Source organism: Pseudarthrobacter sp. LMD1-1-1.1, assembly GCF_040676255.1.
Lineage (GTDB): Bacteria > Actinomycetota > Actinomycetes > Actinomycetales > Micrococcaceae > Arthrobacter.
In genome coordinates, this window is sequence record NZ_JBEGHP010000001.1 from 508,139 (window position 1) to 533,993 (window position 25,855).

The following is a 25,855-nucleotide window of genomic DNA, read 5'->3' on the forward strand; positions in this document are numbered from 1 at the left end:
ACCGGGGCTGATGCAGGAAGTCATCTACGGATGCATGGGACTGGGCGGCAGCTGGTCTGACGAGCCGCATGGGGCTGACCATGTGGACCAGGCCGCTGCTGCCGTCCAGGCCGCCCTGGACGCGGGCATCACCTTGTTCGACCACGCCGACATCTACCGCAGCGGAAAGTCCGAGGCCGTTTTCGGTGAGGTGCTGGCCGCGGCCCCGGGCCTGCGGGAGCGCATCCGGCTGCAGACCAAGTGCGGCATCCGGCTGAACGAGCGTGGCCTGCAGACCCACTACGACCTGAGCCGGGAGGCCATCCTGGAACGGGTCAACGGCAGCCTCGGCCGGCTGCGGACCGACTACGTGGACATCCTCCTGCTGCACCGCCCGGACCCCCTGGCGGACCCGGCGGAGGTGGCAGCCGCCGTCGGGCAGCTCATGGCCGAAGGCAAGGTCCGGCAACTGGGCGTGTCCAACATGTCCGCTGCCCAGATCGACGTGCTGCAGGACCGGCTGGAGACCCCTGTGGTGGCCAACCAGCTGGGGATGAGCCTGCTCAAGCGGGCGTGGCTGGAAAGCCAGGTCCTGGTCAACCACCCGGAACACCTGGACTACAGTTTTCCGCACGGCACGCTGGAATACTGCACCCGCAACAACATCACCCTGCAGGCGTACGGCTCGCTGGCCCGCGGCGCCTACACCGGTGCCGAACCCGGGAGCCCCACGTCAGCCGGGGCCGCCACGGCAGAACTCGTGGCGCAGCTTGCGGACCAATACGGCACCTCCGGCGAGGCCGTCCTCCTGGGATGGCTGATGAAGCATCCGGCCGGGATCGCACCGGTCGTTGGCACGGTCAATCCGGGCCGGATCCGGGCCTGCGCGGACGCCGCCCGCGTGGCCGGGGCGCTGAGCCGTGCCGACTGGTACAAGCTGTGGGTCACCGCGCGGGGCAGCAATATCCCCTGACTCCGCCCGACTGGGTAGCAGTAAGTGTCGTTATGGAGCCTCATAACGACACTTACTGCTACCTGCTTCCCGTTAGGGCCCGGTCATAACCCGTTTAGTTCGTATTGATCCTCACAAGCCGGCCGTTTTCTTCGCCGTGCCGCTTGCAGGCCGGATACTGTAGAAAGCATGACGTCTACCATCGCCGCCGAAACCGTTAGGCCGGAACGCAATATCCCTGCAGAGATCGCCCGTTCCTGGTTGCTGGTCAATGCCATGAAGCCGGAGCTCTTCGACCAGTCGGCCGTATCCCGGGCCGATTCGATCATCCTGGATATTGAAGACGCGGTGGACCCGTCGCAGAAGGACCAGGCCCGCAACAACGTCATCGACTGGCTGACCGCCGGTGGTAAGGCCTGGGTCCGGATCAATGACGCCACCAGCCCGTTCTGGGCCGATGACCTGGCCGGCCTGCGCGGCACGCCCGGCCTGCTGGGCGTCATGCTCGCCAAGACCGAATCCGCTGACCAGGTGACCGAGAGCTACCACCGCATGGACGGCAAGACGCCCGTGATCCCGCTGGTGGAATCCGCGCTCGGCATCGAGGAAGCCAACCACATCGCCAAGGCCCAGGGCGCGTTCCGCCTGGCCTTCGGCTCCGGTGACTTCCGCCGCGACACGGGCATGGCTGCCACCCCGGAGGCCATGGCCTACCCGCGCGCCAAGCTCGTCGTCGCCAGCCGCGTCGGCAACCTGCCGGGCCCCATCGACGGCCCCACCGTCGGCACCAACCACCCCATCCTGCGCGAGCAGACCGGCATCACCGTGATGATGGGCATGACCGGCAAGCTTTGCCTGGCCATCGACCAGACCCCGGTGATCAACGAGGTCATCAGCCCCACGCCGTCGGACGTCGCCTGGGCCACCGACTTCATGAACGACTTCGAAGCCAACGGGCGCGTCATCCGTGACGGCTCCGACCTGCCCCGCCTGGGCCGCGCCGAAAAGATCATGAAGCTCGCGGTAGCCTTTGGGGTGCAGCCCGCGCTGTAGCGCCACCCATCACTTCAGGAGACCCCGTGACCGATACCCGCTATCTGGTCCACGGGGTCTTTTGGGATGGCCCGCCTGCCTCAACCCCAGCGGACGACGCCGGCGGCCCGGTCCTGCGCCTCCAGTCACCCGAGGGGGACTTCCGGGAGCTCAGCCTCAGGGCGGGCAGCCGGCTCGGCTTCAAGGTGGTGGAACCCGGCCGGTTCTGCCTGGGCCACGTCCAGGTCCAGTCAGCGGGCTCCCGCCGCCACATCCTGTGCGGCTCCGCCGCCCCGGCCCTTCGGGGCAAGCAGTGCGAGCGGTGCTTCGTACTTGACGAGTCCCGCCTGATGCACGACTTCCACCGTGGCGGCAGGGTGACCCCCGGCCTGCGGGACTACCTGATGCAGGAACACTGGCTCTACGTGGCCACGTTCGCGGGAGGCGCCACCAAGGTGGGAACGGCCTCCGGCCCGCGGAAGTGGAACCGGCTGGCGGAGCAGGGGGCCGCAGTGGCGAGGTATGTTGCCAGGGCGGAGGATGGCCGGGTGGTACGGGTCCTCGAGGACCTGGTGACGGCCGGCGTCGGCCTGACCCAGCAGGTGCGCTCGGCCGCGAAGGCGGAGGCGCTGCTCCGGCCGCTGCCGGCCGCCGCGGTGGACGAAGCCAATTCCCGCGCCGCCGGTGACGTACGGGCCCTGCTGGCGCGCACCGCCGTCGACGGCTTTCAGGCCGTGGAGGAGCAGTGGCTGCGTCCCGCGCATGCTGATGCCCTGTACGGAAGCGCGTCCCGCCACGCCTATCCGCATGCCCTGGACCAGGGGCGGCACGGTTTCAGCATCGCAGCCCTGGGCGGGGCCAACGCGCTGGCCCGGCTGGACGGAACGGACGCCGAATTCGTGGTGAACCTGTCCCAGCTGGCTGCCCGGACCGTCGTGCTGGGGGAGTATGCCTCAGAGGTGCCGGCAGTGCAGGAAGCATTGTTCTGATACCGGGACCCGGCCCGCCCGCCGGGGTGGCCGGGCACTCGGTAGACTTGGACGGTGCTGAACGAATTCTGGGCCACCGCGCCCACCCGCTACAAAGTCCTGGTCTTCAGCGCGATGGGACTGATCGCCGTCGGCATCATCCTGAATCTGGTGGGCAACACCAGCGGCAACCAGGCACTGGCCATGGCTTCCCTGCCCCTCATCGGGCTGGGGCTGGTCCTCCACGTCGTGGGCATCGTGGTGCGCGGCCAGGCGATCCGCAAAAACCTCAGGCGCTAGCTGCCGCGTTCCGCAGCACGTGGCTGCGGGCATGTTCCACGGCATCCGGGAGCTGGTCGAACAGGTGCTTGTGGTGCCGCAGGGAACGGATCACGCCCACGTTGGTCACCAGGTCAAGGTGGTCAGGCCGCACACCCTTGAGCAAAACGGTGATGCCGCGCAGCTCCAGCGCGGAAATGACCTCCACCAGGGCGTGGGCGCCGGTCGCGTCCAGCATCCGTAACTGGGACAACCTGATGATGGCCACCTGCACGTCCTTGACCTGGCTGATCTCCTGGAGGATGCGCTCGGCGGCACCAAAGAACATCGCTCCATCCAGCCGGAAAACTGCGATGTGTTCGTCTCCTTCCAACCGCGGACCGGGAATCTCCTCGCGTTGGACCCCGCTCAGTGAAGCGAATTTCCGCAGTGCGAAGAGGGCGGCCGCGGCCAGCCCTATCTGGATGGCAACGATGAGGTCGAATGCCACCGTGATGACGGCCGTGAGCACGAAGACCGCGGCGTCTGCCCGGGTGGAACGCAGGATGGCGGTGATGGTGCGCCGCGAGACCATCCGTACCGCCGTGACCATCAGGACCCCGCCCAGTGCTGCCAGCGGGATGCGGCTGACCATTCCGGAGGCCAGGTAGGTGATGCCCAGCAGCACGATGGCGTGCACCGCTGCGGCCAGGCGGGTCCTGGCGCCGGAACGCACGTTGACCGCGGTCCGTGCGATGGCTCCGGTGGCCGGCATTCCGCCGAACAGGCCGGCCGCGATGGAAGCCAGGCCCTGTCCCATCAGCTCACGGTCGGGGCTGTAGGGGCCGGTGGGCCTGCCGTCCGGCCCGGCCATCCCGGCGGCCACGCGCGCCGAGAGCAGTGACTCGATGGCAGCCAGGAAGGCGACAGCCACGGCGGGCATTGCCAGGTTGCCAAGGGAAGCAGGGTCCAGGGACGGGATGGACGGTGCCGGAAGGGAATGCGGGAGTGCACCAATCCGCGGGACGTCCAGCTGCAGTATTTCGGCGGCGGCGGTCGCCAGGAGTACCGCCAGCAGGCTGGCCGGCAGGGCGCGGAACAGCTTCTGCACCAGGACCATCACGAGGGCGACTCCCGCCACGAGCGCGAGCGTCAGCACCACGGTCGGGGCGGCAGCGCCCGCTGCCGCCTCAACTGCGGCAAGGAGGGTGTTGTGCCCCGGGGTGCCGGACGTGCCGGTGGCCAGCGGAACCTGCTGGAGGAAGATGATGGCGGCAATGCCCAGCGTGAAGCCTTCCACGACGGGCCAGGGGATGAAGGCCACGGCCCGGCCCAGGCCACTGAAGCCGAGCGCGCAGACCAGCAGCCCTGCCATCAGGGACAAAAGGGCGACGCTGCCGATGCCGTGGACCGCCACCACGGGGGCCAGCACCACCACCATGGCTCCCGTGGGACCGGACACCTGTACCGGGGAGCCGCCCATGACGGCTGCCACCAGCCCGGCCACGATCGCCGTGATGAGGCCCGCTTCGGCACCCACCCCAGAGCTGACGCCGAACGCCAGGGCCAGCGGCAACGCCACAATGCCCACGGTGATTCCTGCCAGCAGGTCGGTACGCCAGGTGCCGGCAAGCCCGGCGTAATCCTTCCGGGAGGGCAGGAACCGGGTGATGCTCCCCGCGGCCGTGCCCCGGGCCGTGACCGGGTCGGCGGTCACTTGGCTGACCCGCCGGCCAGGTGTTCTGCCGGCAGTTGCTGTGCCAGCCGCAGCTGCTCATTGGAGCCGGCCAGGCTGTCTACGAGGAAGGTCCGGGCGATGGCCAGCAGCTGCGAGACTCCTGGGTGGGCGAGCTGGTACGTCACCGCATTGGCGCTGCGTGCGGAGGTCACCACCTTGTGCTTCCGCAAGGTGGCCAGGTGCTGGGAGAGGTGCGAGGCCTCCAGCCCGGTCTCTGCCAGGAGGTAGCTCACCGGGGCAGACTCCTGCGGCGCCGCGGCCAGCAGCTCAAGGATCCGTATCCTGGCCGGGTGGGCCAGGCCCTTGAAAAGGTTCGCTTTGATCTCGTAGAGCGGGGCTTGGGCGGAAGACAGCATCAAAGGTGGCGCTCCTGTGCGCGATGGCCGGCCGGTCATATCCCGGACAGCGGATTGATGGAATGATGAAATCATCATACCAGTGCAGCGGGCGTCTTTTGAAGGGCGTGGCAACGATAGGCTGGAATCCATGACTATCAATCCGGACCTGCAGGGCCGTAGCTACCCTGCCGCAGAGGTGTATGACGTCGGCCGCGAGAAAATCCGTGAGTTCGCCCGCGCCGTGAAGGCGACCCATCCCGCGCACTTTGACGTGGACGCAGCCAGGGCCCTGGGCCACGCCGATCTGGTGGCACCGCCCACCTTCGCCATCATCATCGCCCAGCGTGCCGACGCACAGCTCATCGAGGACCCGGAAGCAGGCATCGACTTCTCCCGCGTGGTCCATGCAGACCAGCGCTTCACCCACCACCGGCCCATCGTCGCCGGTGACCGGCTCGTTGCCGAACTGCATGTTGACGGCGTCCGTGCCATGGGCGGCGGCGCCATGATCACCACCCGCTCGGAGATCTTCGCCCTCGGTTCCGGTGATTCGCGGGAACCCGTCACCACCACCACGTCATCCATCCTGGTCCGCGGAGAGGGACAGTAACCATGAGCCCCACCTTCAACGAACTCAGCGCCGGCCAGGAAATCGGCAGCCGCACCATCGAGGTCACACGCACCGACCTGGTCAAGTACGCCGGGGCGTCCGGCGACTTCAACCCCATCCACTGGAACGAGGCCTTCGCCACCGGCGTGGAACTGCCCGGCGTCATCGCCCACGGCATGTTCACCATGGGCTCCGCCGTCCAGCTGGTCACGGACTGGGCGGGCGACCCGGCCGCCGTCGTCGACTTCCAGACCCGCTTCACCAAGCCGGTCCTGGTCACGGACACCACCGGAACCGACCAGCCCGGGGCCACCATCGAGGTCAGCGGCACCATCGGAAAGCTCGACGCCGACGCGGGCACCGCGCGCGTCGACCTCACCGTTGTTTCCGCCGGGCAAAAAGTCCTGATGAAGGCCCAGGCCCTCGTCAAGCTGTCTTGAGCTGCACCTTTTGACCACTCCTGCAGGAACCACCGCAACGGCCGGGCAGGTCACTGCCTGGCGGAACGCTGTCGTGGTGGCCTACGGCGCCAGCGGCCTTGCCTTTGCCTCCTGGGTGTCCCGGCTGCCCGCTATCCGGGACACCCTGGACCTCACCCCAGGCAACATCGGCGTCATCCTGCTGTGCATGACGCTGGGGTCCTTCGCCTCCGTGTCTGCGTCCGGGCTGATCGTGCTGCGGCTGGGCTCCAAGCGGACCATCCGGACAGGCAGCATCTTGGTGGGTGCAGGCCTGCTGACGGCGGGTTTTGGCACAACCGTGCTGGCAAGCCCGGTGGCAACCGCCATCGGCCTGGCCATCATTGGCCTGGGCACCGGAAGCTGGAACACGGCATCCAACGTTGAAGGTGCCGCGGTGGAACGCGCGGTGGGCCGGCACATCATGCCGCGGCTCCACGGTGCCTTCAGCCTGGGAACGGTGGCAGGCGCGGGGCTGGGTGCCCTCGCCGCCGCAGTGTCGCTGCCCGTGTTCTGGCACCTCGCGGCGGCAGGGACGGTGGTGGCTGTTTCGGTGGCGACGGCGGCGTCCTGGTTCCGTGCCGACATCACCCCGGTAGCGGGGGAGCGCAGCTACTCCCCGGACACCTTCGAGGATCCCAGCACCGGGCCAATTCCGGTCATCGCTCCCGCAACCGCCTCCGGTGACGCGCCGCTGGACAACAAGCGGAAGATCGCACAGGCGTGGCGGGACCGGCGGACCCTGCTCCTGGGCGTCCTGGTCCTCGGCCTGGCCCTGGCCGAAGGCGCCGCGGGGGACTGGGTGGCGCTGGCCCTGGCCGACGGGCACGGGCAGAGCGACGCTGCCGGCGCCGCCGGTTACGGACTCTTTGTCACGTTCATGACCATCGGGCGCTTTGCCGGGACGGTGCTGCTGGACAAGTTTGGCAGGGTCCCCGTGATGCGGTGGTGCGCTGCCATGGCTGTGCTGGGCCTGGGCATTTTCGTCTTTGCGCCGGTGCCGTGGCTTGCCTACGTGGGGCTCGCACTGTGGGGCCTGGGAGCATCCCTGGGCTTCCCGGTGGGCATGTCCGCCGCAGCCGACGACCCCGCGATGGCTGCCGCCCGGGTGTCCGTGGTGTCCACCATCGGCTATGCCGCATTCCTGTGCGGGCCGCCGCTGCTGGGGCTGCTGGCCGAGCACGTGGGCATCCTGCATTCGCTGCTGGCCGTGATGGTGATGCTCGCGGTGAGCTTTGTCCTCTCCCCGGTGGCCCGGAAGCTGGCCTGAAGGTACTGCGCGTCACTGCGCCTGCACACTATCTTCAAGTAACGTGGACAGGTGACTTCCACGCTCCTTTCCTCCCTGACCACCTCCGCCGTCGGAGGCCCTGCCGGCAAGTACATCGAGGCCCGCACCGAGGCGGACATCATCGACGCGGTCCGCTCGGCGGATGCCGCCGCGGAACAGGTGCTGATCGTCAGCGGCGGATCCAACCTCCTGGTGTCCGACGACGGGTTTCCCGGGACGGTCATCAGGATCGCCTCCGAGGGGTTCACGGTCAACGCCGAGGATTCCTGCGGGGGAGTGGCAGTGGTGGTGCAGGCCGGCCACAACTGGGACAAATTGGTAGCGCACGCGGTGCTGCACGCCTGGTCCGGTATCGAGGCGTTGTCCGGCATCCCCGGTTCAACGGGGGCCACGCCTGTCCAGAACGTGGGTGCCTATGGTGCTGACGTTTCCCAGACCATCGCCGCCGTCCGCACCTGGGACCGGAAGCGGAACGCCGTGCAGACCTTCACCAACTCGGAGCTGAAGTTCGGCTACCGGGACTCCATCCTCAAACAGACCACCGTCAACGGTTCGCCCCGGTACGTGGTCCTCACCGTCGAGTTCCAGCTGCCGCTGGGCCGGATGAGCGCGCCCATCCGGTACGCCGAGCTGGCCCGGGCCCTGGGGGTGGAAGTGGGCCAGCGCGCCTACGCGAACGACGTCCGCCGGGAAGTCCTCCGCCTGCGCGCCTCCAAGGGGATGGTGTGGGACGCAGCTGACCGGGACACCTACTCCACCGGGTCCTTCTTCACCAACCCCATCGTGGCGGCCGACGTCGCGGACAAGCTGCCGGAAAACGCTCCGCGCTACCCGGCCGGGCAGGACGGGATGGTGAAGCTCTCCGCCGCATGGCTGATTGACCAGGCAGGCTTCGGGAAGGGCTTCGGCCTGGAAGACGACGGCGTGGCCGGAGGCCGGGCGTCGCTGTCCACCAAGCACACCCTGGCCATCACCAACCGTGGCTCCGCCAGCGCCGCCGACATGGTGGCCGTCGCGCGGGAGGTGCGGGCCGGCGTCGAACGCCACTTCGGCATTTCGCTGCACCCGGAGCCGCTGCTCATCGGCCTCGAACTCTAGCCGTCCCCGCAGGGCCGCGCCCGGCCTAGGATGGGCGCATGGCTGCATTTGGTGCCCTGCGCGACGGCAGGATGGTCGGCAGGCTCCGGCTGGTGTCCCAGCGGCTCGCCGGGATTGAGGCCACCTCTGTGCCCGGGCTGGTCCGTTGGATGACCGCCATGCAGGCCCAGGACCTGCCCGCGGCACTCTGGGCGGTGGGTGTCCGCGTGCCCGGGGCGGGAATCACCGATGTCCGGGCGGCCATCCATGCCGGCACAGTGGTGCGGTCCTGGCCGATGCGCGGGACGTTGCACCTCGTGGCTCCGGAGGACCTGCGCTGGATGCTGGACCTCACGGCCGAGAGGCTCACCAGGAGCATCGCGGGCCGTCACCGGCAGCTGGAGATTACGTGGGCGGATGTAGAGAAGGCCCGAGACCTGGCACTGGACCGCATCCTGGCGGACGGACCCGTCGGCCGAGCGGGGCTGTTCAAGGTGTTCGACGACGGAGGCCAGCCGACGCTGGGCCAGCGCGGGATTCATCTCCTGGGTTCGCTCTGCCGGCACGGCTGGCTGGTGCTGGGGCCTCTGAGCGGGAACCAGCAGCTGATCGCGGCGTTTGATGAGTGGATTCCGGTATCGAGGAGCCTGGAACGCGAGGCGGCCCTGGCGGAGTTCCTGCTCCGTTACTTCCGCAGCCATGGGCCGGCCACCCTCCGCGACTTCGCCTGGTGGACGCAGCTGCCGCTGACCGAGGTACGCACGGCGTTTGAACACGTCCGGCGCGAGTTGGTGGAGCTGGAGTTCGCGGGGACCAGCTACTGGCTGTCCCCGGAGGTGGCGGCGCTGCTGGACTCCGGCGTGCCCGGCGGCCGGTCCGTCCAGCTGCTGCCGGGTTTTGATGAGTTTGTCCTGGGCTACACGGACCGCAGCCTCGTCCTGTCGCCGGAGCACTCCGACTTGATCGTGCCCGGCGGGAACGGTGTCTTCAAGAAGACGGTGGTTGCCGCGGGGAAGGTAGTTGGCACCTGGGCGCTGCAGGGCACCGGGCCGGGTGCCGCCGTCGTACCCGAACTCTTCGACGAAGCCCGGCCGCTTGGTCCGGCGGCGCAGGCAGCCCTGGCCAAGACCGGCCGGCGCTACACGACGTTCCTGGCCACCTGAGCGGCTTCCAGCACCACATAACCGGTCCTTGGCCGCTTAACCGGTCCCGCCCCGCATAACCGGCCCCGGGCAGCAACGGTTGTGCGGGTAAGGGCCGCTCGTACCGCGGGCCATCCACATAGCGGCGTCCCGTGCTTCCGATGCCGGTGTCCGCCGTCGACCCTTGGACAATGAATTCCGGTGATTTGCAGGCCCACGTCGACCATCGCTGGCCCAAGCAGGTGGTGGCGTCAACCCGCCAATTGGCGGCTGCCGGGCTGGACGACCGTGTGCTGACTGCGGCCGTGAAGAGCGGTACCGTGCTCCGGTTGCGGCGGGGAGCCTACGTCCGGAGCAGAAACTGGCATGGGCTCAAAGAATGGGACCGGGACCAGGCCCGGCTGATGGCCCACTTCGAGTCCACCCACGGCCGGTCCCGGTACAGCCACGTGAGCGCGGCATTGTTGCGGGGGCTTTTTGTCTGGGAAGGCGGGCCCGCCGTGCACGTGACAACCCAGTACGCCAACTCGAAGGCCAGCGCAAGAAGGGACGTCCGGACTCACAGGCTGCCGCTCGCGGAAGCTGAGAAGGCTTCACTGTGGACGCCCGACGGGCGGGAAGTCCTTACCACCAGTGCCGAGCGGACCGTGCTGGACTGCGCACGTATCCTGCCCTTGGAAAAGGCCGCTGTGATCGGTGACCACGCGCTGCGCAAGGGTGCGTCCATCGAGGCCATGCGGCAGCTGCTGAACGACAGTCCAGTGGTCCGCGGCGGCAGGCTCGCCTGGGACCTGCTGGCTGTTCTGGATGCCCGGTCCGAGTCCCCGGGGGAGACCCGGACCAGGCTGATGCTGCATTCTCTTGGCCTGCGCATGTTCGAACCGCAGGTTGGGATCACCACCCGCGAGGGCATTTTCCGGGCGGATTTCGCGGACCCCGACGCCCGGGTGATTATCGAGTTCGACGGCGTCGCCAAGTACACGGACTACAAGCCGGCGGCGGATGTGCTGATCGCGGAGCGGCGCCGGGAGAACGCATTGCAGGAGCTGGGTTGGGCAGTCTTCCGGATCAATTGGCAGCAGCTGAACCGGCCAGGAGAGCTGCGGCAACGGCTGTACGCATTCCTGGCGCGCCATTCCGGAACGCAAAAGCGGCCCTTGCCCGCATAACCGGTGCCGGGCAGCAACGGTTATGCGGGCGAGGGCCGCTAGTGAGGCAGCTGGAAGCTACAGGTTGCCGGTGGCGATGTTGAGCATGCGGCGCAGCGGCTCGGCGGCGCCCCAGAGGAGCTGGTCGCCCACGGTGAAGGCGCTGATGTACTGCGGGCCCATTTCCATCTTGCGGATGCGGCCCACCGGGATGTCCAGGGTGCCGGAGGCGGCCACGGGGGTCAGCTCGGCCATGGAGGCCTCCTTGGTGTTGGGAACCACCTTGGCCCACTGGTTGTCCTCGTCCAGGAGCTTTTCGATCTCGGCCACGGACAGGTCCTCGCGGAGCTTCAAGGTCAGGGCCTGGGAGTGGGAGCGCATGGCGCCGATGCGGACGCAGAGCCCGTCCATGATCACGTGGTTTTCCTCGGAGGTGCCCAGGATCTTGTTGGTTTCCACCCCGGCCTTCCACTCTTCCTTGGACTGGCCGTTGCCCAGGTCCGCGTCGATCCAGGGGATCAGGGAGCCGGCCAGGGGGACACCGAACTGGGTCGCGTCGATGTCGGTGCGCTGGTGGGCCAGGACCTTGCGGTCGATGTCCAGGATGGCCGACGCCGGGTCGTCCAGTTCCGTGCTGACCTCGGCGTTGAGCGTGCCGAACTGGCTGAGGAGCTCGCGCATGTGCCGGGCGCCGCCGCCGGAGGCTGCCTGGTAGGTCATGGAGGTGCCCCACTCCACCAGGCCGTTCTTGAACAGGCCGCCGAGGCCCATGAGCATGCAGGAGACGGTGCAGTTGCCGCCAATGAAGTCCTTGGTGCCGTTGACCAGGCCCTTGTCGATGACATCGCGGTTGATGGGGTCCAGCACGATGATCGAATCGTCGTTCATGCGCAGGGTGGAGGCGGCGTCGATCCAGAGGCCGTCCCAGCCGCGGCTGCGGAGCTCGCCGTGGACCTGCTTGGTGTAGTCGCCGCCCTGGGCGGTGACGATAATGGGCAGCTTGGCCAGGGTGTCGAGGTCGAACGCGTTCTCGAGCTTGCCGGCGCCGTCAGCGAACGACGGCGCGGCACCTCCCGCGTTGGAGGTGGAGAAGAACACCGGGTTGATGTTGGCGAAGTCGCCCTCGTCCTGCATGCGCTGCATGAGGACGGAACCGACCATGCCGCGCCATCCGACCAGGCCGACGGAAGGGGTAGCTGCTGTAGTCATTGGTCCAGTTTAGACTTCGCATCCGGAAGGGCGCAGTCGGTTACGTCACTGCGTGCCGCCATGAGCCTACGACGTCGGCCGGCTGGGTAAGGCGCTATCCAACGGGCCGCGGGAGGTTCCTGGCTTTGCGGAGCCTCTCCGCCTTGCGCTCCCGGAAGTATCCGGACCGGCCTGCGAACAGCGGGTAGAGGACGAGCAGGTACATTCACCAGATCTCGCCCAGAATTTCCCACTGTCTGTCACTGCCATCCGGACCGTGCCGTAAACCATCAGGCCGAACAGGGCCGTCACCCTTCCTGACCCCGTACTCTTCGTCCGTGTAGCTGACGATCTCACCGTTCTCGGCCAGGCGGTGCTTCACCGGCACCGTCGGAGACCCAATTCGGCTACCAGTCCGGCCTGCTTGAGCGTCGGGTGGGAGGTTCAAGTGTTTTTCCAGCCGCCTTCCGCAGCCGTGCCGCTTTGCGTTCCTTGAAGTAGTAAGCCCATGAGGTGGGCACCAGGAAAAGCACAATCACACAGGCGATGACGAATTGCACCCAGTTGGTGACCCCGTCACCGGTAAGGACGATGATTGCCGCACCCACCACAATGCCAGAGAACAGGGAGATCAAGATGGCAAGGAAGAGCAGTCCGCCTGCTGAATTGACGGGTTTGATCACGCTGCCCGTTGAGCCTTTATAGACCCCGTATTCCTCGGGCGTGAGTCCCTGCCTCTCGGCCTCCAGTTGGATTTGGCGCTTGTAGTAGCCTTTGCGCTTGACCGGAGGAACCGGTCGTGGGTCTTCGCTGCTCATGTGGTTTCTCCGCGGGTTTCCCGAATACGGGTAAGCAGGCCGTATGTGTCCAGGCCCGTGATTTCCTCGACATCCCGGGTGGGATCGATAACCTTGCCAACCGCCCAGCCGAGGCCTTCCGGTCGAATGAGCAGGTGGTCTTCCCCAGAGATCGACTTGACCCGGATAAAGGCGGTCCCTTCGGGATGAGTCCGCCGATGTTCCTTGATGAGGGAGAGTTGGGCGTCTGCGCCGTCGATAGAGGGGTCCTGGGCAAAGACGAACCAGGTCCCCAGGGTCCTGGGCTGCATCAGCACAGATACTTTGTCGGACTCCACGTGTACCACAGTGTCCGTTTTCTCGCCGTCGACCAGGCTGATTTCCGTCCAGCGGCTCGCCCTGGACAAGGCGTACGCGGTGGGTACCGCGGGCCCTTCCAATTCAAGGTCGTCATCGACGCTGGCAAAGCCACGGGCGAGAAGCGAAGATCCTCCCGCGACGCAGATGGGGTCCGACTGGACTTCCTCTTCCAGCCGGAGTACCTGGGCGGACTTCCTCGCGGCGTCGGTATCGAACCTCCTGATCAGGTATGCGATTTCGGCAAAGCCGAAGCCAACCGCCGTGTCCGGCGGGTTGATGGATTCAGTGCTGGCTGTCACGAATTTGTCCTTTAGTTGAGTTATCCGAAGCCGAGGAAGCTGGCGGCGCTCTTGCCGAGGTCGGCCAGATTCTTGCCGGTGTCTTCGACGAACCGGCCAGGATCCTTCACAGCGCTGGCCATAGTATCCGCGACGTTGCTGGCCGCGTTGTTCACGAACTCCTTGACGGCAGGGATCTCGTAAATCGCGATTCCGGCACTGACCACCGTGCAGATGGTTCCAGCAGGCGGCGGAAGGAAGCAGGCCACGCCGAGTGCCGTCTTGGCGCCCGACCACAAGGCCTCCTCCGGTTTGCCTGCCGCGATATACCCCGCCGTGTCGAAAGCGTTCAGGCCCACGCCGGCCCACCCCAGGCCCCGGCCGAGCCCGCCTTTTCCAAGGCCTTCGAGAATTGCACCCTGACCCTTGAACAACCATGGACTCTCTTTAAAGACACCGCCGAATTGGTTGAGTGCCGGGATATATTTCTGAAGATTCTTGAGTCCGAGGATATCTGTCGCGGAATCCAGCAAATTGTAAGTGATGCTCTTGCCCGGAAGCTTGGCCCAGAGTTCAGCATCAGTAAAGCTGTCCAGGCCTTTGGCGGCCATCGTGCCCAAACCAAAAACGCTTTTCGGCAGATCCAAGCCCGCCTTGATCTGGCCGCGAAGACCCCACCCGTCCCGGAATGGCGAACCCTTGGCCAGCCAATCGGGCCCCCAAGGATCCGCGGGAGATCCGGAACCTGGCCCGCCAGATCCGCCGAAGCCCGGGCCGCCCGCGGAGCCGGGTGCCCCGCCGCTCGCCTTCTCCTGCTCATCAGCGTTGTTGAGCAGTACTTTCGATTCCTGCTGCAGCCGCGAGACGGTCTGCTGGAGAAGGGTCCGGTGGCTGGTGTTCCAGTCCGAGCGGAACCGCTGGGCATCCGAGCCCTTCCAGGCCGGGTTGTTGTTGATCTGACTGCTCAGCTGCGTCGACTGCTGCTGCAGCAGATCCGCCGTCTTGTTGAACTGCTGCGCGAGGGCCCGCAGTTGCTCGACGTCGGCACCCCATAAAGTTCCTGCCATCAGGATTCCCCCCAATATTCATTCAACAGCCCCCAGAGTGCTGCGTGCCCCAGCCTAGGCCAGGACAGAACCACGCGCGATGGGGTGGCCTCCCCATGCCGCTGCAGTGAGCGTCAGCCCTGGTCTGACTGCTCCAGTACGGCTGCCTTCCGCGCGCGCAGAGCGAAGAACGCCCCGAAGGTGAACACCTGCGTGACCACCACCAGCACGATGGCTCCGGCGATCTTGTTGCCTCCCAGGATCATGGTCAGCCCCACGATCGCGGACAGCAGCGCCAGCAGGGGCAGCAGCATGTAGCCCAGGACGAACAGGGTTTCCGGTTTCTTCAGCATGTTCCTAGCCCTCGGTCCGTGACCATTTGGTGAATCGGTAGCGTGTGCCGTTGGCGGCCGTCAGCCAGCCGTCCGGCGGGACGGAGGCAGTGGCCTCCCAGCTGGGGCCAAGCTCCGGGGCGAAAGTGTCGCCGTCGGCCTTCACATCGATGGTGGTGATCACCGCGACGTTGGCGAGCTCGGTGGACTGGCGGAAGACCTCACCGCCGCCCAGGATCCAGACGGTCTCGCCGCCGTCGACAAACTGCGACTCAAGGAGCGCGTCATCAAGGGAGGGAACCACGACGGCGCCTTCCGCCTCGGGCGTGTTGGCCCAGCTTTTCTGCCGGGTGATGACAATGTTCGTGCGCCCGGGCAGCGGGCGGTACTTGTCCGGGAAGGACAGCCAGGTTTTCCGGCCCATGATGACCGGATGCCCGTTGGTGAGGCGGGTGAAGTGTTTGAGGTCCTCGGGCAGGTGCCAGGGCATGTCCCCGTCCTTGCCGATGACGCCGTCGGAGGTCTGCGCCCAGACCAGGCCGACGCCGGTGATCGAGGCAGCCAGCTCCTCCGTGAAGGACTGGGGATCAGTGAAGTTTTCGGTGCTCATACGGCGATCGGCGCCTTGATCGTGGGGTGGTGCTGGTAGCCCACCACGTCGAAGTCCTCCAAGGTGTAGTCGAAGATCGAGGCCGGCTTGCGGGTGATCTTCAGCTGCGGGTACTCGTAGGGCTCGCGTTCAAGCTGCTTGAGGACCTGGTCCATGTGGTTCTCGTAGATGTGCACGTCACCGCCGGTCCACACGAATTCGCCGGGCTCGAGGCCCACCTGCTGGGCGACCATGCAGGTGAGCAGCGCATAGGAGGCGATGTTGAAGGGGACGCCCAGGAACATGTCAGCGGAGCGCTGGTAGAGCTGGCACGAGAGCTTGCCGTTGGCCACGTAGAACTGGAAGAACGCGTGGCAGGGCGGGAGCGCCATGTCGTTGAGTTCGGAAACGTTCCACGCTGACACGATGTGCCGGCGGGAGTCCGGATTCGATTTCAGGTTCTCGATCAGTTCGGCGATCTGGTCGATGTGGCCGCCGTCAGGGGTGGGCCAGCTTCGCCACTGTACGCCGTAGACCGGGCCCAGGTCGCCGTCGGCATCTGCCCACTCGTTCCAGATAGTGACGCCCTGGTCCGTCATCCACTTGATGTTGGTCTCGCCGCGCAGGAACCACAGGAGTTCAACTGCCACTGACTTGAAGTGGACCCGCTTGGTGGTGATCAGCGGAAAGCTTTTGGAGAGGTCAAAGCGGATCTGCCGCCCGAAAACGCTGGTGGTTCCGGTGCCCGTGCGGTCCGATTTATGGGTGCCGGTGGCCAGGACATCGCGCAGGAGGTCTTCATAAGGCGTTGGGATGCTCACGCCCCAAGTCTACTGGCTGAAGATGTCCGGCTGGCGGTGATACGCCGCCGCGCTGGGCTGTTCCACCGACGGGGATCACGGCGATCACCACGCCCGCGGCTGCGAGGAGGGCCCCCACGGCTGGGGCAGCCTGCCAGAAGATGTCCCACGGTTCCGGACTGAGTGGCGATGCCCGGTACAGCTTTGGTCCGGCGCTCATCAGAAGCACCCCGGCCTGGCCGGCCAGGAACGCCGCCAGCGTCCGGACCACCCGGTGCACGGCGATGGCGCGGAGTGCGGCGTCGAGTCCCGGGACAGCCCCTGGAACGCTGCTGCGCCGGCGGGCAAGCAGCAGGGGAAAGCCCGAAACGAGCACAACCCCGGCACTGGTCCAAACAGTGACCGGCCATGACTGCTCCACTCCCAGCTCAACCTGCCGCCAGGCAACAAGGAAAACGACAGCCACGAGAACGGTAGTAACCGCAACCAGGGTGCAGGCCAGGACGGGTGAAACCGGTTGGCGGGGCCAGTGCCGGGGCTCGTCCGCGGTCCCGTAATTCCGGTGGACCAGCAGTTCGCCGAGTGAAACAACGGCCAGGACTCCAGCTGCGGATACCGCCACGAAAAGCGCGGGATGCCCCGTCACGACTCCCGGGGCGAAGAATGCAGCGGGTATTGGCACGAACGCTGCCAGCCCCATCGCGGCGCCGATTGATACCGACAGCCGCGTCGCCGGCTGGGCCCGCGCGCTGGCATCCCGGGGGGATATTGGAGCCCCGGGAAACCTGGGCGGTGCCCACAGCAACATCAGTAGCAGCACCGCCAGATTCAACGCACCGGCCGGGTTGAACCAGTTCACGGGGCCAACGGCCGGATCGGGCCGGGCTGCGTGGTTCCCCGCAATGGCCGCCAACCCGGACGCGATTGTCGCCACCGTACGGAGCAGGCGGTTCGTGGTGAGGGTCCGCAGGACTCTGTCCGGTCCGGGAGCAAGTCCGTCCACCGGCGCCCTGCGGCTGATCAGCAACAGCACGGCGAGGGTTCCCCCAGCCAGGACGAACAACGCTCCGCCCAGGTACATCCCAAGGTCTATGCCGGGTATGCGGCCTTCCCCGCCGAAGGTGGCATAGCCGCCGTCACCATCCGGACGTGAGCCATACGGGCGGGGGTCGAAACCGGGCAGGGTGGACGTCCACGCGATCTGGGCGGCGGACAGTAGGAAGATCACCGTCACCGTCCAGGCGAGGGGACGGGAAACCAACCCTCGGAGCCGGGGAGGCTTTCCGCTCTGCAGGACCGGCCGGGGGCGTGCTTTGGGGTAGCTTGCCTGCCCCAGCACGTGTGCGGCCAGGCAGCCGAGAACCGGCCACGCGAGGGCCGGGGCAATGTCCACGGGAACCGTCGATGATCCAGGTAATGGCAGGATGCCTGCGTTGGCAGCCGGCAGCAGCGAACTTCCCAGCCAGCCGATCACTCCGATGCAAAACGCGTGCCGGGATGCTGCTGCGGTGAAATCCGGGCCCCGGGCGCCACGGATCAGGGATCGGAGCAGGAGGTACGCGCCGCCGGCGAGCAGGAACGGCCAGAGGACGGCAACGGGTGGAGCATCAGAAAGAACAGCGGTCATGGCAGCCGGCACGTTATCCCCCAGAACTGTGCATCGTTCACCCAAGTCAAGGGGGATACCGGCCCCGGGTCAAGCGGCGCGGGTTTCCTTAGTCGTCAAAGGGCTTGAACTGTTCCACCGCTACAACCCGTTTTTTACCGCTGTTGGCCACATGGCAGACCACCACCTCGCCCGGTGACAGGAACGGCTCATGGGCGGGCAGCAGCTTCGCCAGGTGTGATGGCATGTGGGTGGCAAGCTGCTTGAGCACTGTGGGCAGGGCAGGCCGGTGGGTACAGACCACCACGGCCCGTTGCTTATCGACCAGGGACTCGATGACGGCGGCGGTTTTCTTCGGACTGCGCTGGTGCTTGTGCTCGGTCAAGCCCTCCGCGAGCTTCACTTTCGCGCCCGTGGCCCGGGCATACGGGGCCACGGTTGCGACGCAGCGCAGCCAGGGGCTGGTCACCACCCGCATGGGCTTCCATACCTCCAGGAGCCGGCCCACGGCCTGGGCCTGCCGGGATCCGGTGGCCGCCAGCGGGCGTTCGCCCTCGGCCTTGCTCCAGGACGAGCGCGGCTTTGCCTTGGCATGGCGGAGCACCAGTAAGGGCCAGGTGTCCAGCTCACCGCGTTCGTGCGCGTCGCGCAGGTATTCAAGCGGGCCGACGTCGGACGGGTTGGACAGCAGGCGGGCGGCCTTTTCGGGGGCGCACCACATGACGCTGTCCACTTCCTTTCCGTCCGGAACCAGGCTGTCACCGTTGACCCTGACCGCCCAGTAGTGGACCACCTTGAGGCCCGACGCCACGTGGTAGTGGATGGGCGGCAGCGGTATCCCCAGGGGCGCCTTGAGGCCGATCTCCTCCCACACCTCACGGACGGCGCATTCGGGGATTGTCTCGCCGGCGTCGATCTTTCCCTTGGGCCATGACCAGTCGTCATAGCGGGGCCGGTGGATCAGCAGGACCTCCAGGCCGTCCCTGCCGGCGCGCCACGGAATGGCGCCCGCAGCAGTTACAGCTATGGGTTCCCCCGGGTGGTCAGTCTGGTCAGCTACGAGTGCATCGCTCGACAACGCGGCGGCCCTTATCGCCGGCTCAGGCTGCGTTGCCGCGGACGGGACGCCAGCAGCCAGGACTGGACGTCTTCAAGCGGCTTCCCGTCCTCGGAGAGGTGGTGCCGGATCCAGCGGCCCTCGTTGTCGAGGTGCCAGCTGGAGGTTTCCGGGTCCATGTAGCGGCGCAGGAGGTCCAGGACGTAGGTGATGTCGTCCGGGCTGCTGAGCTGCACCAGCGCCTCCACCCGTCGGTCCAGGTTCCGGTGCATCATGTCCGCGGAGCCGATGTACACCACGGGGTCCCCGCCGTTGGCAAAGGCGAACACCCGCGAGTGTTCAAGGAACCGGCCCAGGATGGAACGCACCGTGATGTTGTCGCTCAGGCCGGGAACGCCGGGGCGCAGGGAGCAGATGCCGCGGACCACCACGTCCACCTTCACACCCGCCTGGGATGCACGGTACAGGGAGTCGATGATGGCCTCGTCCACCATTGAGTTCACCTTGATCTGCACATGGCCCGGCACGCCTGCCCGGGCATTGCGGATCTCCGTCTCAATCCGGTCGATGAGCCCGGAGCGCACGGAGCGGGGTGCCACCAGCAGGCGCTTGAAGGTTGACTTGGGCGCGTAGCCGGAAAGCTGGTTGAACAGCTTGGAAAGGTCCTCGCCCACCTGGTCGTTGGCAGTCAGCAGGCCCAGGTCCTCGTAGTACCGTGCGGTGCGCGGATGGTAGTTGCCGGTGCCGATGTGGCAGTAGCGGCGAAGGCCGTCCACCTCCTGCCGGACCACCAGCGAAAGCTTGCAGTGGGTTTTCAGGCCCACGATGCCGTACACCACGTGCACGCCGGCCTGTTCCAGTTTGCGGGCCCAGGAGATGTTGGCCTGCTCATCGAACCTGGCCTTGATCTCCACCAGGGCCAGGACCTGCTTGCCGGCCTCGGCAGCGTCGATCAGGGCGTCCACGATGGGGGAGTCGCCGGAGGTGCGGTACAGGGTCTGCTTGATGGCCTGGACCTTCGGGTCCGCCGCGGCCTGTTCCAGGAACGCCTGGACTGATGTGGAGAACGAATCGTACGGGTGGTGCAGCAGGATGTCCCGGCGCCGCATGGCGGCGAACACGTTGGCAGCCTTGGATGTCTCGGACTCGTTCAGATACCGCGACGTGTGCGGGACATGCTTGGGGTAGTGCAGGTCCGCACGGTCGATTCCGGCAATAACGGACAGGCCCCGCATGTCCAGTGGTGCGGGCACCGAGTACACCTCGGACTCTTCGACCCCCAGTTCACGGATCAGCAGTGCCCGGATATTGGGGTTGATGTCGTTGGTGACTTCCAGCCGGACGGGCGGGCCGAACCGGCGGCGGAGGAGTTCCTTCTCCAGTGCCTGCAGGAGGTTTTCGGCGTCGTCCTCCTCCACCTCCACGTCCTCGTTGCGCGTCACGCGGAAGGTGTGGTGCTCCAGGACCTCCATGCCGGGGAACAGCTTGTCCAGGTGCACGGCGATGACTTCTTCAAGCGCGATGAACCGTGCCACACGGCCCGGCACGGCACCGGCGCGCGGGCCGTCGATGGAGATCAGCCGCGGCAGCTGGTCGGGGACCTTGACGCGGGCGAAGAGCTCCTTGTCGCTGACCGGGTTCCGGACCACCACGGCAAGGTTCAGTGAAAGGCCGGAGATGTAGGGGAACGGGTGCGCCGGATCCACGGCAAGGGGCGTGAGGATGGGGAAGACCTTTTCCGCGAACATGACGCTGAGCTGCTGCTGGGCGGCGTCGTCCAGTTCCCCCCATTGCATGACGTGGATGTGTTCGTAGGCCAGGGCGGGGCGGATCTGCTCCGCGAAGACCTGCGAATGCCGCTGCTGGAGCCGGTGGGCTTCCTCGCTGATCCGCTCCAGCACCTCAACCGGGCTCAGGCCGGCAGGGGAGGGGACGGCGAGTCCGGTGGCGATGCGGCGCTTGAGGCCTGCCACGCGGACCATGAAGAACTCGTCCAGGTTGGAGGCGAAGATGGACAGGAAGCTCACCCGTTCCAGCAGGTGGAGGGTGGGGTCTTCCGCCAGTTCCAGCACGCGGGAATTGAAGGCAAGCCAGCTCAGCTCGCGGTCCAGGAACCGGTCAGGGCGGATGTCGCCTTCCGGCTGCAGGTTCGGTGCGAACTCAGGGATGTCGATCCGGTCCTGGGTGGCCCGTGATGCCGGTACCTCGGAGGAGCCGAAGCGGGCCCGGACAGGCACCGCAACATCCTGGGACGTGGCTGTTCCGGACGGTTCCGGGTTCATGGCTTCTCCTTTAGCTGGCGCTCCAGTGCCGGCGCTTCCGCCCCGCGCGGCTCCATTTCAACCTTACAAGCATTCACCGGCCCCACGGCCTTTGTTTTACGCGGCGCCGGGGATTGGTTCGCGGCCTGCCTACCCGCCGGCCGGGCCGTACATGACGTCCATGTCCCAGCGAGTGAAGCCGAGCCGGCGGTACAGGGCAACGGCCGGGGCGTTGTCAGCATCCACGTAAAGCATCACGCCGTTTAGTCCTGCGTCGCGGAGGTGTTTGATGCCGGCAATGGTCAAAGCCTTGCCCAGGCCCATGCCCTGCGCCTCCGGCGTCACGCCCACCACGTAAACCTCGCCGATCGCAGGGTGCTCACCGTGGCGGGGGTGGACCTTGGTCCAGTGGTACCCCAGCAGGCGCCCGTCCCGGTCTTCCGCCAGGAGGAAGCCGGACGGGTCGAACCAGTCCTCGGCCATGCGCGCGTCGAGGTCGGCCCTGGTGAGGCCGCCCTGCTCGGGGTGGTGGGCGAACGCCGCCCGGTTGGCGGCCAGCCACGCCTCCTCATCCTTGCCGGGGACGAAGGGACGGATGGCCACCCCGTCCGGAAGGCCGGCGTCGGGCAGGGCCGCGCCCGCCGTCGTCATCCGCATCTTCCACAACTCGCGCACCGGCGCGTACCCGTAGCGGGCGGCAAGGTCGGCCGCGGCCTCGTGGTTGCCGTGGGACCACGCCTTCAGCCCCTCAAAGCCCCGGACCTCCTTCAGCGCGCCCACCAGCCGGTCCGCCACACCCTGGTTCCGGTACGAGGGATGGACGGCGATTTCCAGAATGCCGGTTCCGTCCTGCTCTTCAACCACGACGGCGAAGCCCGCCAGATCCTGGCCGGTCACCGGGTCGGAATCCTCGTCCGGGGCGTAGAGGGCCAGCGTCAGCAGCGTGTGCTCCGCCGAATCCCCGGCGCGCATGGTCACCAGGGTTTGCTCGGAAATGGAGGGGTTGCCGTCCGATTCCTCAGCCGCGGCCAAAAGGTCGCGGCAGTCTTTCAGCAGTTGCTGGTCAGCTCCGCCCCGGACGACATGGACGGGCCACTTCTGCGGATGCGCTGGAGTCATGAGCCAAGGCTATACGCCGGCGGCGGTCCAGGCTCAGGCCTCGGTGAGTTCATCTTCCTGCTGCCGGACCAGGGTGAGGCGGTAGCCCACGTTCCTGACGGTGCTGATCAGGTTCTCGTGGTCCGCGCCGAGCTTGGCCCGCAGCCGCCGGACGTGGACATCCACGGTGCGCGTGCCGCCGTAGTAGTCGTAACCCCAAACCTCGGTAAGCAGCTGCTGCCGGGTGAAGACGCGGCCGGGGTGCTGCGCCAGGTACTTCAGGAGTTCGAACTCCTTGAAGGTCAGGTTCAGGGGCGCCCCGTTGACCCGGGCCGTGTAGCTTGCCTCATCGATGACGACGCCCGCGGCACGGATTTCGCTCGGGGTGTCTTCCTGCTCGGGTACGGCCCGGGCAACGGACAGCCGGATGCGGGCCTCCACCTCGGCGGGGCCTGCGGAATCGAGGACGATGTCGTCAACGGCCCAGGCGGAGGACACCGCAGCCATGCCGCCCTCAGTGAGGATCAGCACGAGCGGGGCGCTAAGGCCAGTGGCCTTCAGGAGCTGGGTGAGGGACCGGGCGCCCACCAGGTCCTTGCGGGCGTCCAGCAGGACAATGTCGCAGGGGTCTGTTTCGAGGAGGGCCGTCGGCTCGGCGGGGAGGATATGGACCCTGTGGTTCAGCAGCTCAAGGGCAGGCAGGATGTCCACCGAAGAACCGGTGCTGTTGGTCAGTAACAGGATGTGCGACATTGTTCCTCCAAGGGCCGTCCGCGCATCGTTGGGCGACTGAACCGGATTCTCACCGGCCGGTACTGGCTTCCTGCAGGAGGTTTTGGTCCGTCAGCATGCCGCCGGCCAGCCACCTCAGCAGGGAGCGTAGCTGAACCTTGAGTATACCCGTCAGCCCCTTCCAGACCACAGATCCGCGACGTGGACCAGCACGTTTTGCGACATATCCAGTTCACATAAGGCAGGATTGGACCAGGGCGGACCGCCCTGCCGTGAGGGGGCTGACCAGCCTTCCGGCCGATCGCCAGGATGGGAAAACAGCGCAGTGAGTGCACCGACGAAGCACAGGCCGGGCTCCGCATGACGGCGGAACTGCAGGCGCCCGTCCGTTCGCTTGGCTCCTGGACCGTTGGCGTCGTCGGGATAGCCGGCCTTATTGCGATCATCGCCGGGGTCTACGCCTCGCCGGAAGCACTCGTGGTGGTGGGCATCCTGATCGCCGCGGCCGTGGGCATCGGCTGGCCGCACTTCCTGCGCATTCCCGCTAAAAAGACCCTCGCCGCCGTCATCGCCCTGCCGGGCGCAGGCGCCGCAGTGGCGGCGGGCTTGGCGCCCGCCCCCGGGTACCTGGACTGGACGCCGGCCTTCGTCGCCCTGGGAATGATGGCCGTCTTCGTAGTGCAGCTGATCCGCGGGACCGGGCAGGCGCAGCGGCTGGAGTCCACCCTTGGATGCTGTGCAGGTGTCCTGTTGTCCTGCCTCGGCGCGGGCTGGATTGCCGGCTCCCGGTTCAACGGTGTCCGGGAAATGCTGCTGGTGGCGGCGATCAGCGCCGCAGTGGCCCTGCTGGCAGGGCTTATCCGCTGGCCGGACAGCATCGTCGCCCCGCTGGGAGTGGTGCTTGCCGGGCTGGCCGGACCGCTTGCCGGGCTGGTCCTGTCGGACATCGCCGTCCTGCCGGCCGCCGTCTTCGGCGTGGTGGTCGGTGCGGTCCTGGCCAGCTTCCGGCGGCTAACAACGCTCCGCGGTGCCCCGCTGAACATCCCGGCCGCGCTGGGCATGGGCCTTGCCCCGGTTTCGGCCGTCGGATCCCTCGCGTACTTCATAGACAAACTACTCATCTACTAACGGGTTAGGATGGCACCATGTCCGTACTTGCTTTTGAAATCTTCTTCCTTGTCCTGCTCGGCATTGCGAGCCTGTCCATGGCCTGGTTCGCCGGCTTCGTGGTCTACCGCCTCTTCAAGGGCCAGAAGTAGCCACCCCTTTTCAAGGACCGGCCGTATCTGGAGGTAAGACCAATGCCCATTGAGATTCCTACAGACCTGACCCCCGAACTCGTCCCCCTTTCCTGGCTCATCGGTGAGTGGGAGGGCCGGGGCCGGCTGGGCAGCGGCGACGAGGATTCCGAACACTTCCTGCAGCACGTTTCCTTCACCCACAACGGCCTGCCGTACCTGCAGTACCGTGCCGAAAGCTGGTTGACCGACGACGAAGGCACGCGCCTGCGGCCGCTCACCGTCGAGACGGGTTTCTGGGCGCTGGAGCGCAAGCAGCTTGATGCCGACGGCGGTCCCGGCCTGGTGCCCGCCGACATCGTGCCGGTGCTGAAGAGTGCCGACGAGGTTGAGGCACTGCGCAACAAGGACGGCGGCTTCGACATCTCCGTGTCCATCTCGCATCCCGGCGGTATCTCGGAGCTGTACTACGGCCAGATCAAGGGTCCCCAGATCCAGCTGACCACCGACATGGTGATGCGCGGCAGCCACTCGAAGGACTACAGCGCGGCCACCCGCATTTTCGGGCTGGTGGACGGCAACCTGTTGTGGCGGTGGGACGTTGCCGCGGGCGGCGAGGCAGGGAAGGGCCTGGAGGCACACGCTTCCGCGTTCCTGCACAAGGTTTCCTGACCAACGAGGGTTTCCTGACCAAAAAGAGGGTCTCCTGACCCGCGAAAAAGGGAGCGGCACCGTGGAAGAAGGCACCAGGAAAGCAGCAGGAGCGCCGGCCGGTTACGGCGACCTCAAGGCTGTCTTTTTCAACGGCACGCTCAAGAAGTCGCCCCAGACCTCCAACACGGATGGACTGATCCGCATCAGCCGCCGGATCATGGAAAAGCAGGGCGTCAGCACCACGGTGATCCGCACGGTGGACCACGACATCGCCACCGGCGTCTACCCGGACATGACCCAGTACGGCTGGGCCACCGACGAATGGCCCGAGCTTTACCCCGCGGTCCAGGAAGCCGACATTGTTGTGGTTGCCGGACCCATCTGGCTGGGGGACAACTCCTCCCAGACCAAGAAGCTGATCGAACGCCTCTACGCCCACTCGGGGGAGCTCAACGGCAAGGGCCAATGGGCGTTCTACCCGAAAGTCGGCGGCTGCCTGATCACCGGAAACGAAGACGGCATCAAGCACTGCGCCATGAACGTCCTGTACAGCCTTCAGCACATCGGCTTCAGCATCCCCCCGCAGGCCGATGCCGGTTGGATCGGGCCGGTGGGCCCCGGGCCCAGTTACCTGGATGAAGGCTCGGGCGGCCCGGAGACGGACTTCACCAACCGGAACACCACATTCATGACGTGGAACCTCCTGCACCTGGCCCGGATCCTGAAGGACGCCGGGGGCTATCCCGCGTACGGAAACCTGCCGGGCGAATGGGCTGCCGGTACAAGATTCGATTTCGAAAACCCGGAATACCGCTGACCTCCAAGGAC

Annotated in this window: 27 protein-coding genes; 13 read left to right on the forward strand and 14 right to left on the reverse strand. The window is 66.7% G+C overall.

Features of this window, described 5'->3' with window-relative positions:
* The first annotated feature begins 10 nt into the window (after positions 1-10).
* The 4 genes from MRBLMD1_RS02470 (at position 11) to MRBLMD1_RS02485 (ending at position 3,231) form a co-directional block, all read left to right on the forward strand.
* Entirely contained in the window at positions 11-952 is a 942-nt protein-coding gene (locus MRBLMD1_RS02470; RefSeq protein WP_364397193.1) for an aldo/keto reductase, read from the forward strand.
* 168 nt (positions 953-1,120) lie between these two features.
* The gene (locus MRBLMD1_RS02475; protein WP_141942759.1) at positions 1,121-1,984 is read left to right on the forward strand and encodes an HpcH/HpaI aldolase/citrate lyase family protein; all 864 of its coding nucleotides are present in this window, start codon (positions 1,121-1,123) and stop codon (positions 1,982-1,984) included.
* Positions 1,985-2,010: 26 nt separating this feature from the next.
* Positions 2,011-2,952 carry a DUF2797 domain-containing protein gene (locus MRBLMD1_RS02480; protein WP_364397197.1) on the forward strand — a complete coding sequence of 314 codons (942 nt, stop codon included), beginning with the start codon at positions 2,011-2,013 and terminating at the stop codon, positions 2,950-2,952.
* A gap of 54 nt (positions 2,953-3,006) precedes the next feature.
* On the forward strand, positions 3,007-3,231 hold the full coding sequence (locus tag MRBLMD1_RS02485) for a DUF3188 domain-containing protein (protein ID WP_224026693.1): 225 nt from the start codon (positions 3,007-3,009) through the stop codon (positions 3,229-3,231).
* Here MRBLMD1_RS02485 and MRBLMD1_RS02490 read toward each other — a convergent pair.
* Positions 3,221-4,906, reverse strand: a complete 1,686-nt coding sequence (locus MRBLMD1_RS02490; RefSeq protein WP_364397200.1) for a SulP family inorganic anion transporter — start codon at positions 4,904-4,906, stop codon at positions 3,221-3,223. The genes MRBLMD1_RS02485 and MRBLMD1_RS02490 overlap by 11 nt on opposite strands.
* Complete coding sequence (locus MRBLMD1_RS02495; protein WP_159631312.1) at positions 4,903-5,283, reverse strand: ArsR/SmtB family transcription factor; 381 nt, start codon at positions 5,281-5,283, stop codon at positions 4,903-4,905. The genes MRBLMD1_RS02490 and MRBLMD1_RS02495 overlap by 4 nt, the downstream gene beginning before the upstream one ends.
* A gap of 130 nt (positions 5,284-5,413) precedes the next feature.
* On the opposite strand from MRBLMD1_RS02495, the gene MRBLMD1_RS02500 reads away from it, so the two are divergent.
* From MRBLMD1_RS02500 to MRBLMD1_RS02525, 6 genes are all read left to right on the forward strand, one after another.
* A complete protein-coding gene (locus tag MRBLMD1_RS02500) occupies positions 5,414-5,875 on the forward strand; it encodes an FAS1-like dehydratase domain-containing protein (protein ID WP_224026691.1) in 462 nt (153 codons plus the stop codon).
* A 2-nt stretch (positions 5,876-5,877) separates the two neighbouring features.
* Positions 5,878-6,315, forward strand: a complete 438-nt coding sequence (locus MRBLMD1_RS02505) for a MaoC family dehydratase (protein ID WP_364397205.1) — start codon at positions 5,878-5,880, stop codon at positions 6,313-6,315.
* A 10-nt stretch (positions 6,316-6,325) separates the two neighbouring features.
* Positions 6,326-7,603 carry an MFS transporter gene (locus tag MRBLMD1_RS02510; protein ID WP_364397208.1) on the forward strand — a complete coding sequence of 426 codons (1,278 nt, stop codon included), beginning with the start codon at positions 6,326-6,328 and terminating at the stop codon, positions 7,601-7,603.
* Positions 7,604-7,654: 51 nt separating this feature from the next.
* Complete coding sequence (locus MRBLMD1_RS02515) at positions 7,655-8,722, forward strand: UDP-N-acetylmuramate dehydrogenase (protein ID WP_364397211.1); 1,068 nt, start codon at positions 7,655-7,657, stop codon at positions 8,720-8,722.
* Between the two features lie 38 nt (positions 8,723-8,760).
* Positions 8,761-9,864, forward strand: coding sequence for a winged helix DNA-binding domain-containing protein (locus MRBLMD1_RS02520; RefSeq protein ID WP_364397214.1), 1,104 nt, complete (start codon positions 8,761-8,763; stop codon positions 9,862-9,864).
* A 170-nt stretch (positions 9,865-10,034) separates the two neighbouring features.
* A complete protein-coding gene (locus MRBLMD1_RS02525) occupies positions 10,035-11,012 on the forward strand; it encodes a type IV toxin-antitoxin system AbiEi family antitoxin domain-containing protein (protein ID WP_364397216.1) in 978 nt (325 codons plus the stop codon).
* Positions 11,013-11,069: 57 nt separating this feature from the next.
* Here MRBLMD1_RS02525 and asd read toward each other — a convergent pair whose 3' ends face one another.
* The 12 genes from asd to MRBLMD1_RS02585 all read right to left on the reverse strand — a co-directional run bounded on the left by asd (position 11,070) and on the right by MRBLMD1_RS02585 (position 23,156).
* On the reverse strand, positions 11,070-12,200 hold the full coding sequence (asd, locus tag MRBLMD1_RS02530) for an aspartate-semialdehyde dehydrogenase (RefSeq protein WP_364397219.1): 1,131 nt from the start codon (positions 12,198-12,200) through the stop codon (positions 11,070-11,072).
* A 386-nt stretch (positions 12,201-12,586) separates the two neighbouring features.
* Positions 12,587-12,997 (reverse strand): hypothetical protein, encoded by a 411-nt coding sequence (locus MRBLMD1_RS02535; protein WP_159631328.1) that lies wholly within the window; start codon positions 12,995-12,997, stop codon positions 12,587-12,589.
* Positions 12,994-13,635, reverse strand: a complete 642-nt coding sequence (locus MRBLMD1_RS02540) for a hypothetical protein (protein WP_364397222.1) — start codon at positions 13,633-13,635, stop codon at positions 12,994-12,996. Before MRBLMD1_RS02540 ends, MRBLMD1_RS02535 begins: the two co-directional genes overlap by 4 nt.
* A 20-nt stretch (positions 13,636-13,655) precedes the next feature.
* Positions 13,656-14,681 carry a hypothetical protein gene (locus tag MRBLMD1_RS02545; RefSeq protein WP_364397225.1) on the reverse strand — a complete coding sequence of 342 codons (1,026 nt, stop codon included), beginning with the start codon at positions 14,679-14,681 and terminating at the stop codon, positions 13,656-13,658.
* A gap of 113 nt (positions 14,682-14,794) precedes the next feature.
* Entirely contained in the window at positions 14,795-15,013 is a 219-nt protein-coding gene (locus tag MRBLMD1_RS02550) for an NF038396 family protein (protein WP_141159734.1), read from the reverse strand.
* Positions 15,014-15,017: 4 nt separating this feature from the next.
* Complete coding sequence (locus tag MRBLMD1_RS02555) at positions 15,018-15,602, reverse strand: dihydrofolate reductase (RefSeq protein WP_364397229.1); 585 nt, start codon at positions 15,600-15,602, stop codon at positions 15,018-15,020.
* The gene (locus MRBLMD1_RS02560) at positions 15,599-16,402 is read right to left on the reverse strand and encodes a thymidylate synthase (protein ID WP_255172872.1); all 804 of its coding nucleotides are present in this window, start codon (positions 16,400-16,402) and stop codon (positions 15,599-15,601) included. Before MRBLMD1_RS02560 ends, MRBLMD1_RS02555 begins: the two co-directional genes overlap by 4 nt.
* Positions 16,380-18,008 (reverse strand): hypothetical protein, encoded by a 1,629-nt coding sequence (locus tag MRBLMD1_RS02565; RefSeq protein WP_364397233.1) that lies wholly within the window; start codon positions 18,006-18,008, stop codon positions 16,380-16,382. The genes MRBLMD1_RS02560 and MRBLMD1_RS02565 overlap by 23 nt, the downstream gene beginning before the upstream one ends.
* A gap of 88 nt (positions 18,009-18,096) precedes the next feature.
* Complete coding sequence (locus MRBLMD1_RS02570; protein ID WP_159631336.1) at positions 18,097-19,065, reverse strand: NUDIX hydrolase; 969 nt, start codon at positions 19,063-19,065, stop codon at positions 18,097-18,099.
* Positions 19,066-19,076: 11 nt separating this feature from the next.
* Entirely contained in the window at positions 19,077-21,326 is a 2,250-nt protein-coding gene (locus MRBLMD1_RS02575; protein ID WP_159631337.1) for an RNA degradosome polyphosphate kinase, read from the reverse strand.
* A 129-nt stretch (positions 21,327-21,455) separates the two neighbouring features.
* The gene (gene mshD / locus MRBLMD1_RS02580; protein WP_364397237.1) at positions 21,456-22,424 is read right to left on the reverse strand and encodes a mycothiol synthase; all 969 of its coding nucleotides are present in this window, start codon (positions 22,422-22,424) and stop codon (positions 21,456-21,458) included.
* Positions 22,425-22,457: 33 nt separating this feature from the next.
* Positions 22,458-23,156, reverse strand: a complete 699-nt coding sequence (locus tag MRBLMD1_RS02585) for a winged helix-turn-helix transcriptional regulator (RefSeq protein WP_159631339.1) — start codon at positions 23,154-23,156, stop codon at positions 22,458-22,460.
* A gap of 339 nt (positions 23,157-23,495) precedes the next feature.
* Here MRBLMD1_RS02585 and MRBLMD1_RS02590 point away from each other — a divergent pair, with 339 nt between their 5' ends.
* The 3 genes from MRBLMD1_RS02590 (at position 23,496) to MRBLMD1_RS02600 (ending at position 25,844) form a co-directional block, all read left to right on the forward strand.
* On the forward strand, positions 23,496-24,263 hold the full coding sequence (locus MRBLMD1_RS02590) for a permease (protein WP_364397987.1): 768 nt from the start codon (positions 23,496-23,498) through the stop codon (positions 24,261-24,263).
* A gap of 173 nt (positions 24,264-24,436) precedes the next feature.
* Complete coding sequence (locus MRBLMD1_RS02595) at positions 24,437-25,045, forward strand: FABP family protein (RefSeq protein ID WP_159631340.1); 609 nt, start codon at positions 24,437-24,439, stop codon at positions 25,043-25,045.
* A gap of 61 nt (positions 25,046-25,106) precedes the next feature.
* Positions 25,107-25,844, forward strand: coding sequence for a flavodoxin family protein (locus MRBLMD1_RS02600; RefSeq protein ID WP_159631341.1), 738 nt, complete (start codon positions 25,107-25,109; stop codon positions 25,842-25,844).
* The last annotated feature ends 11 nt before the right edge of the window (positions 25,845-25,855 follow it).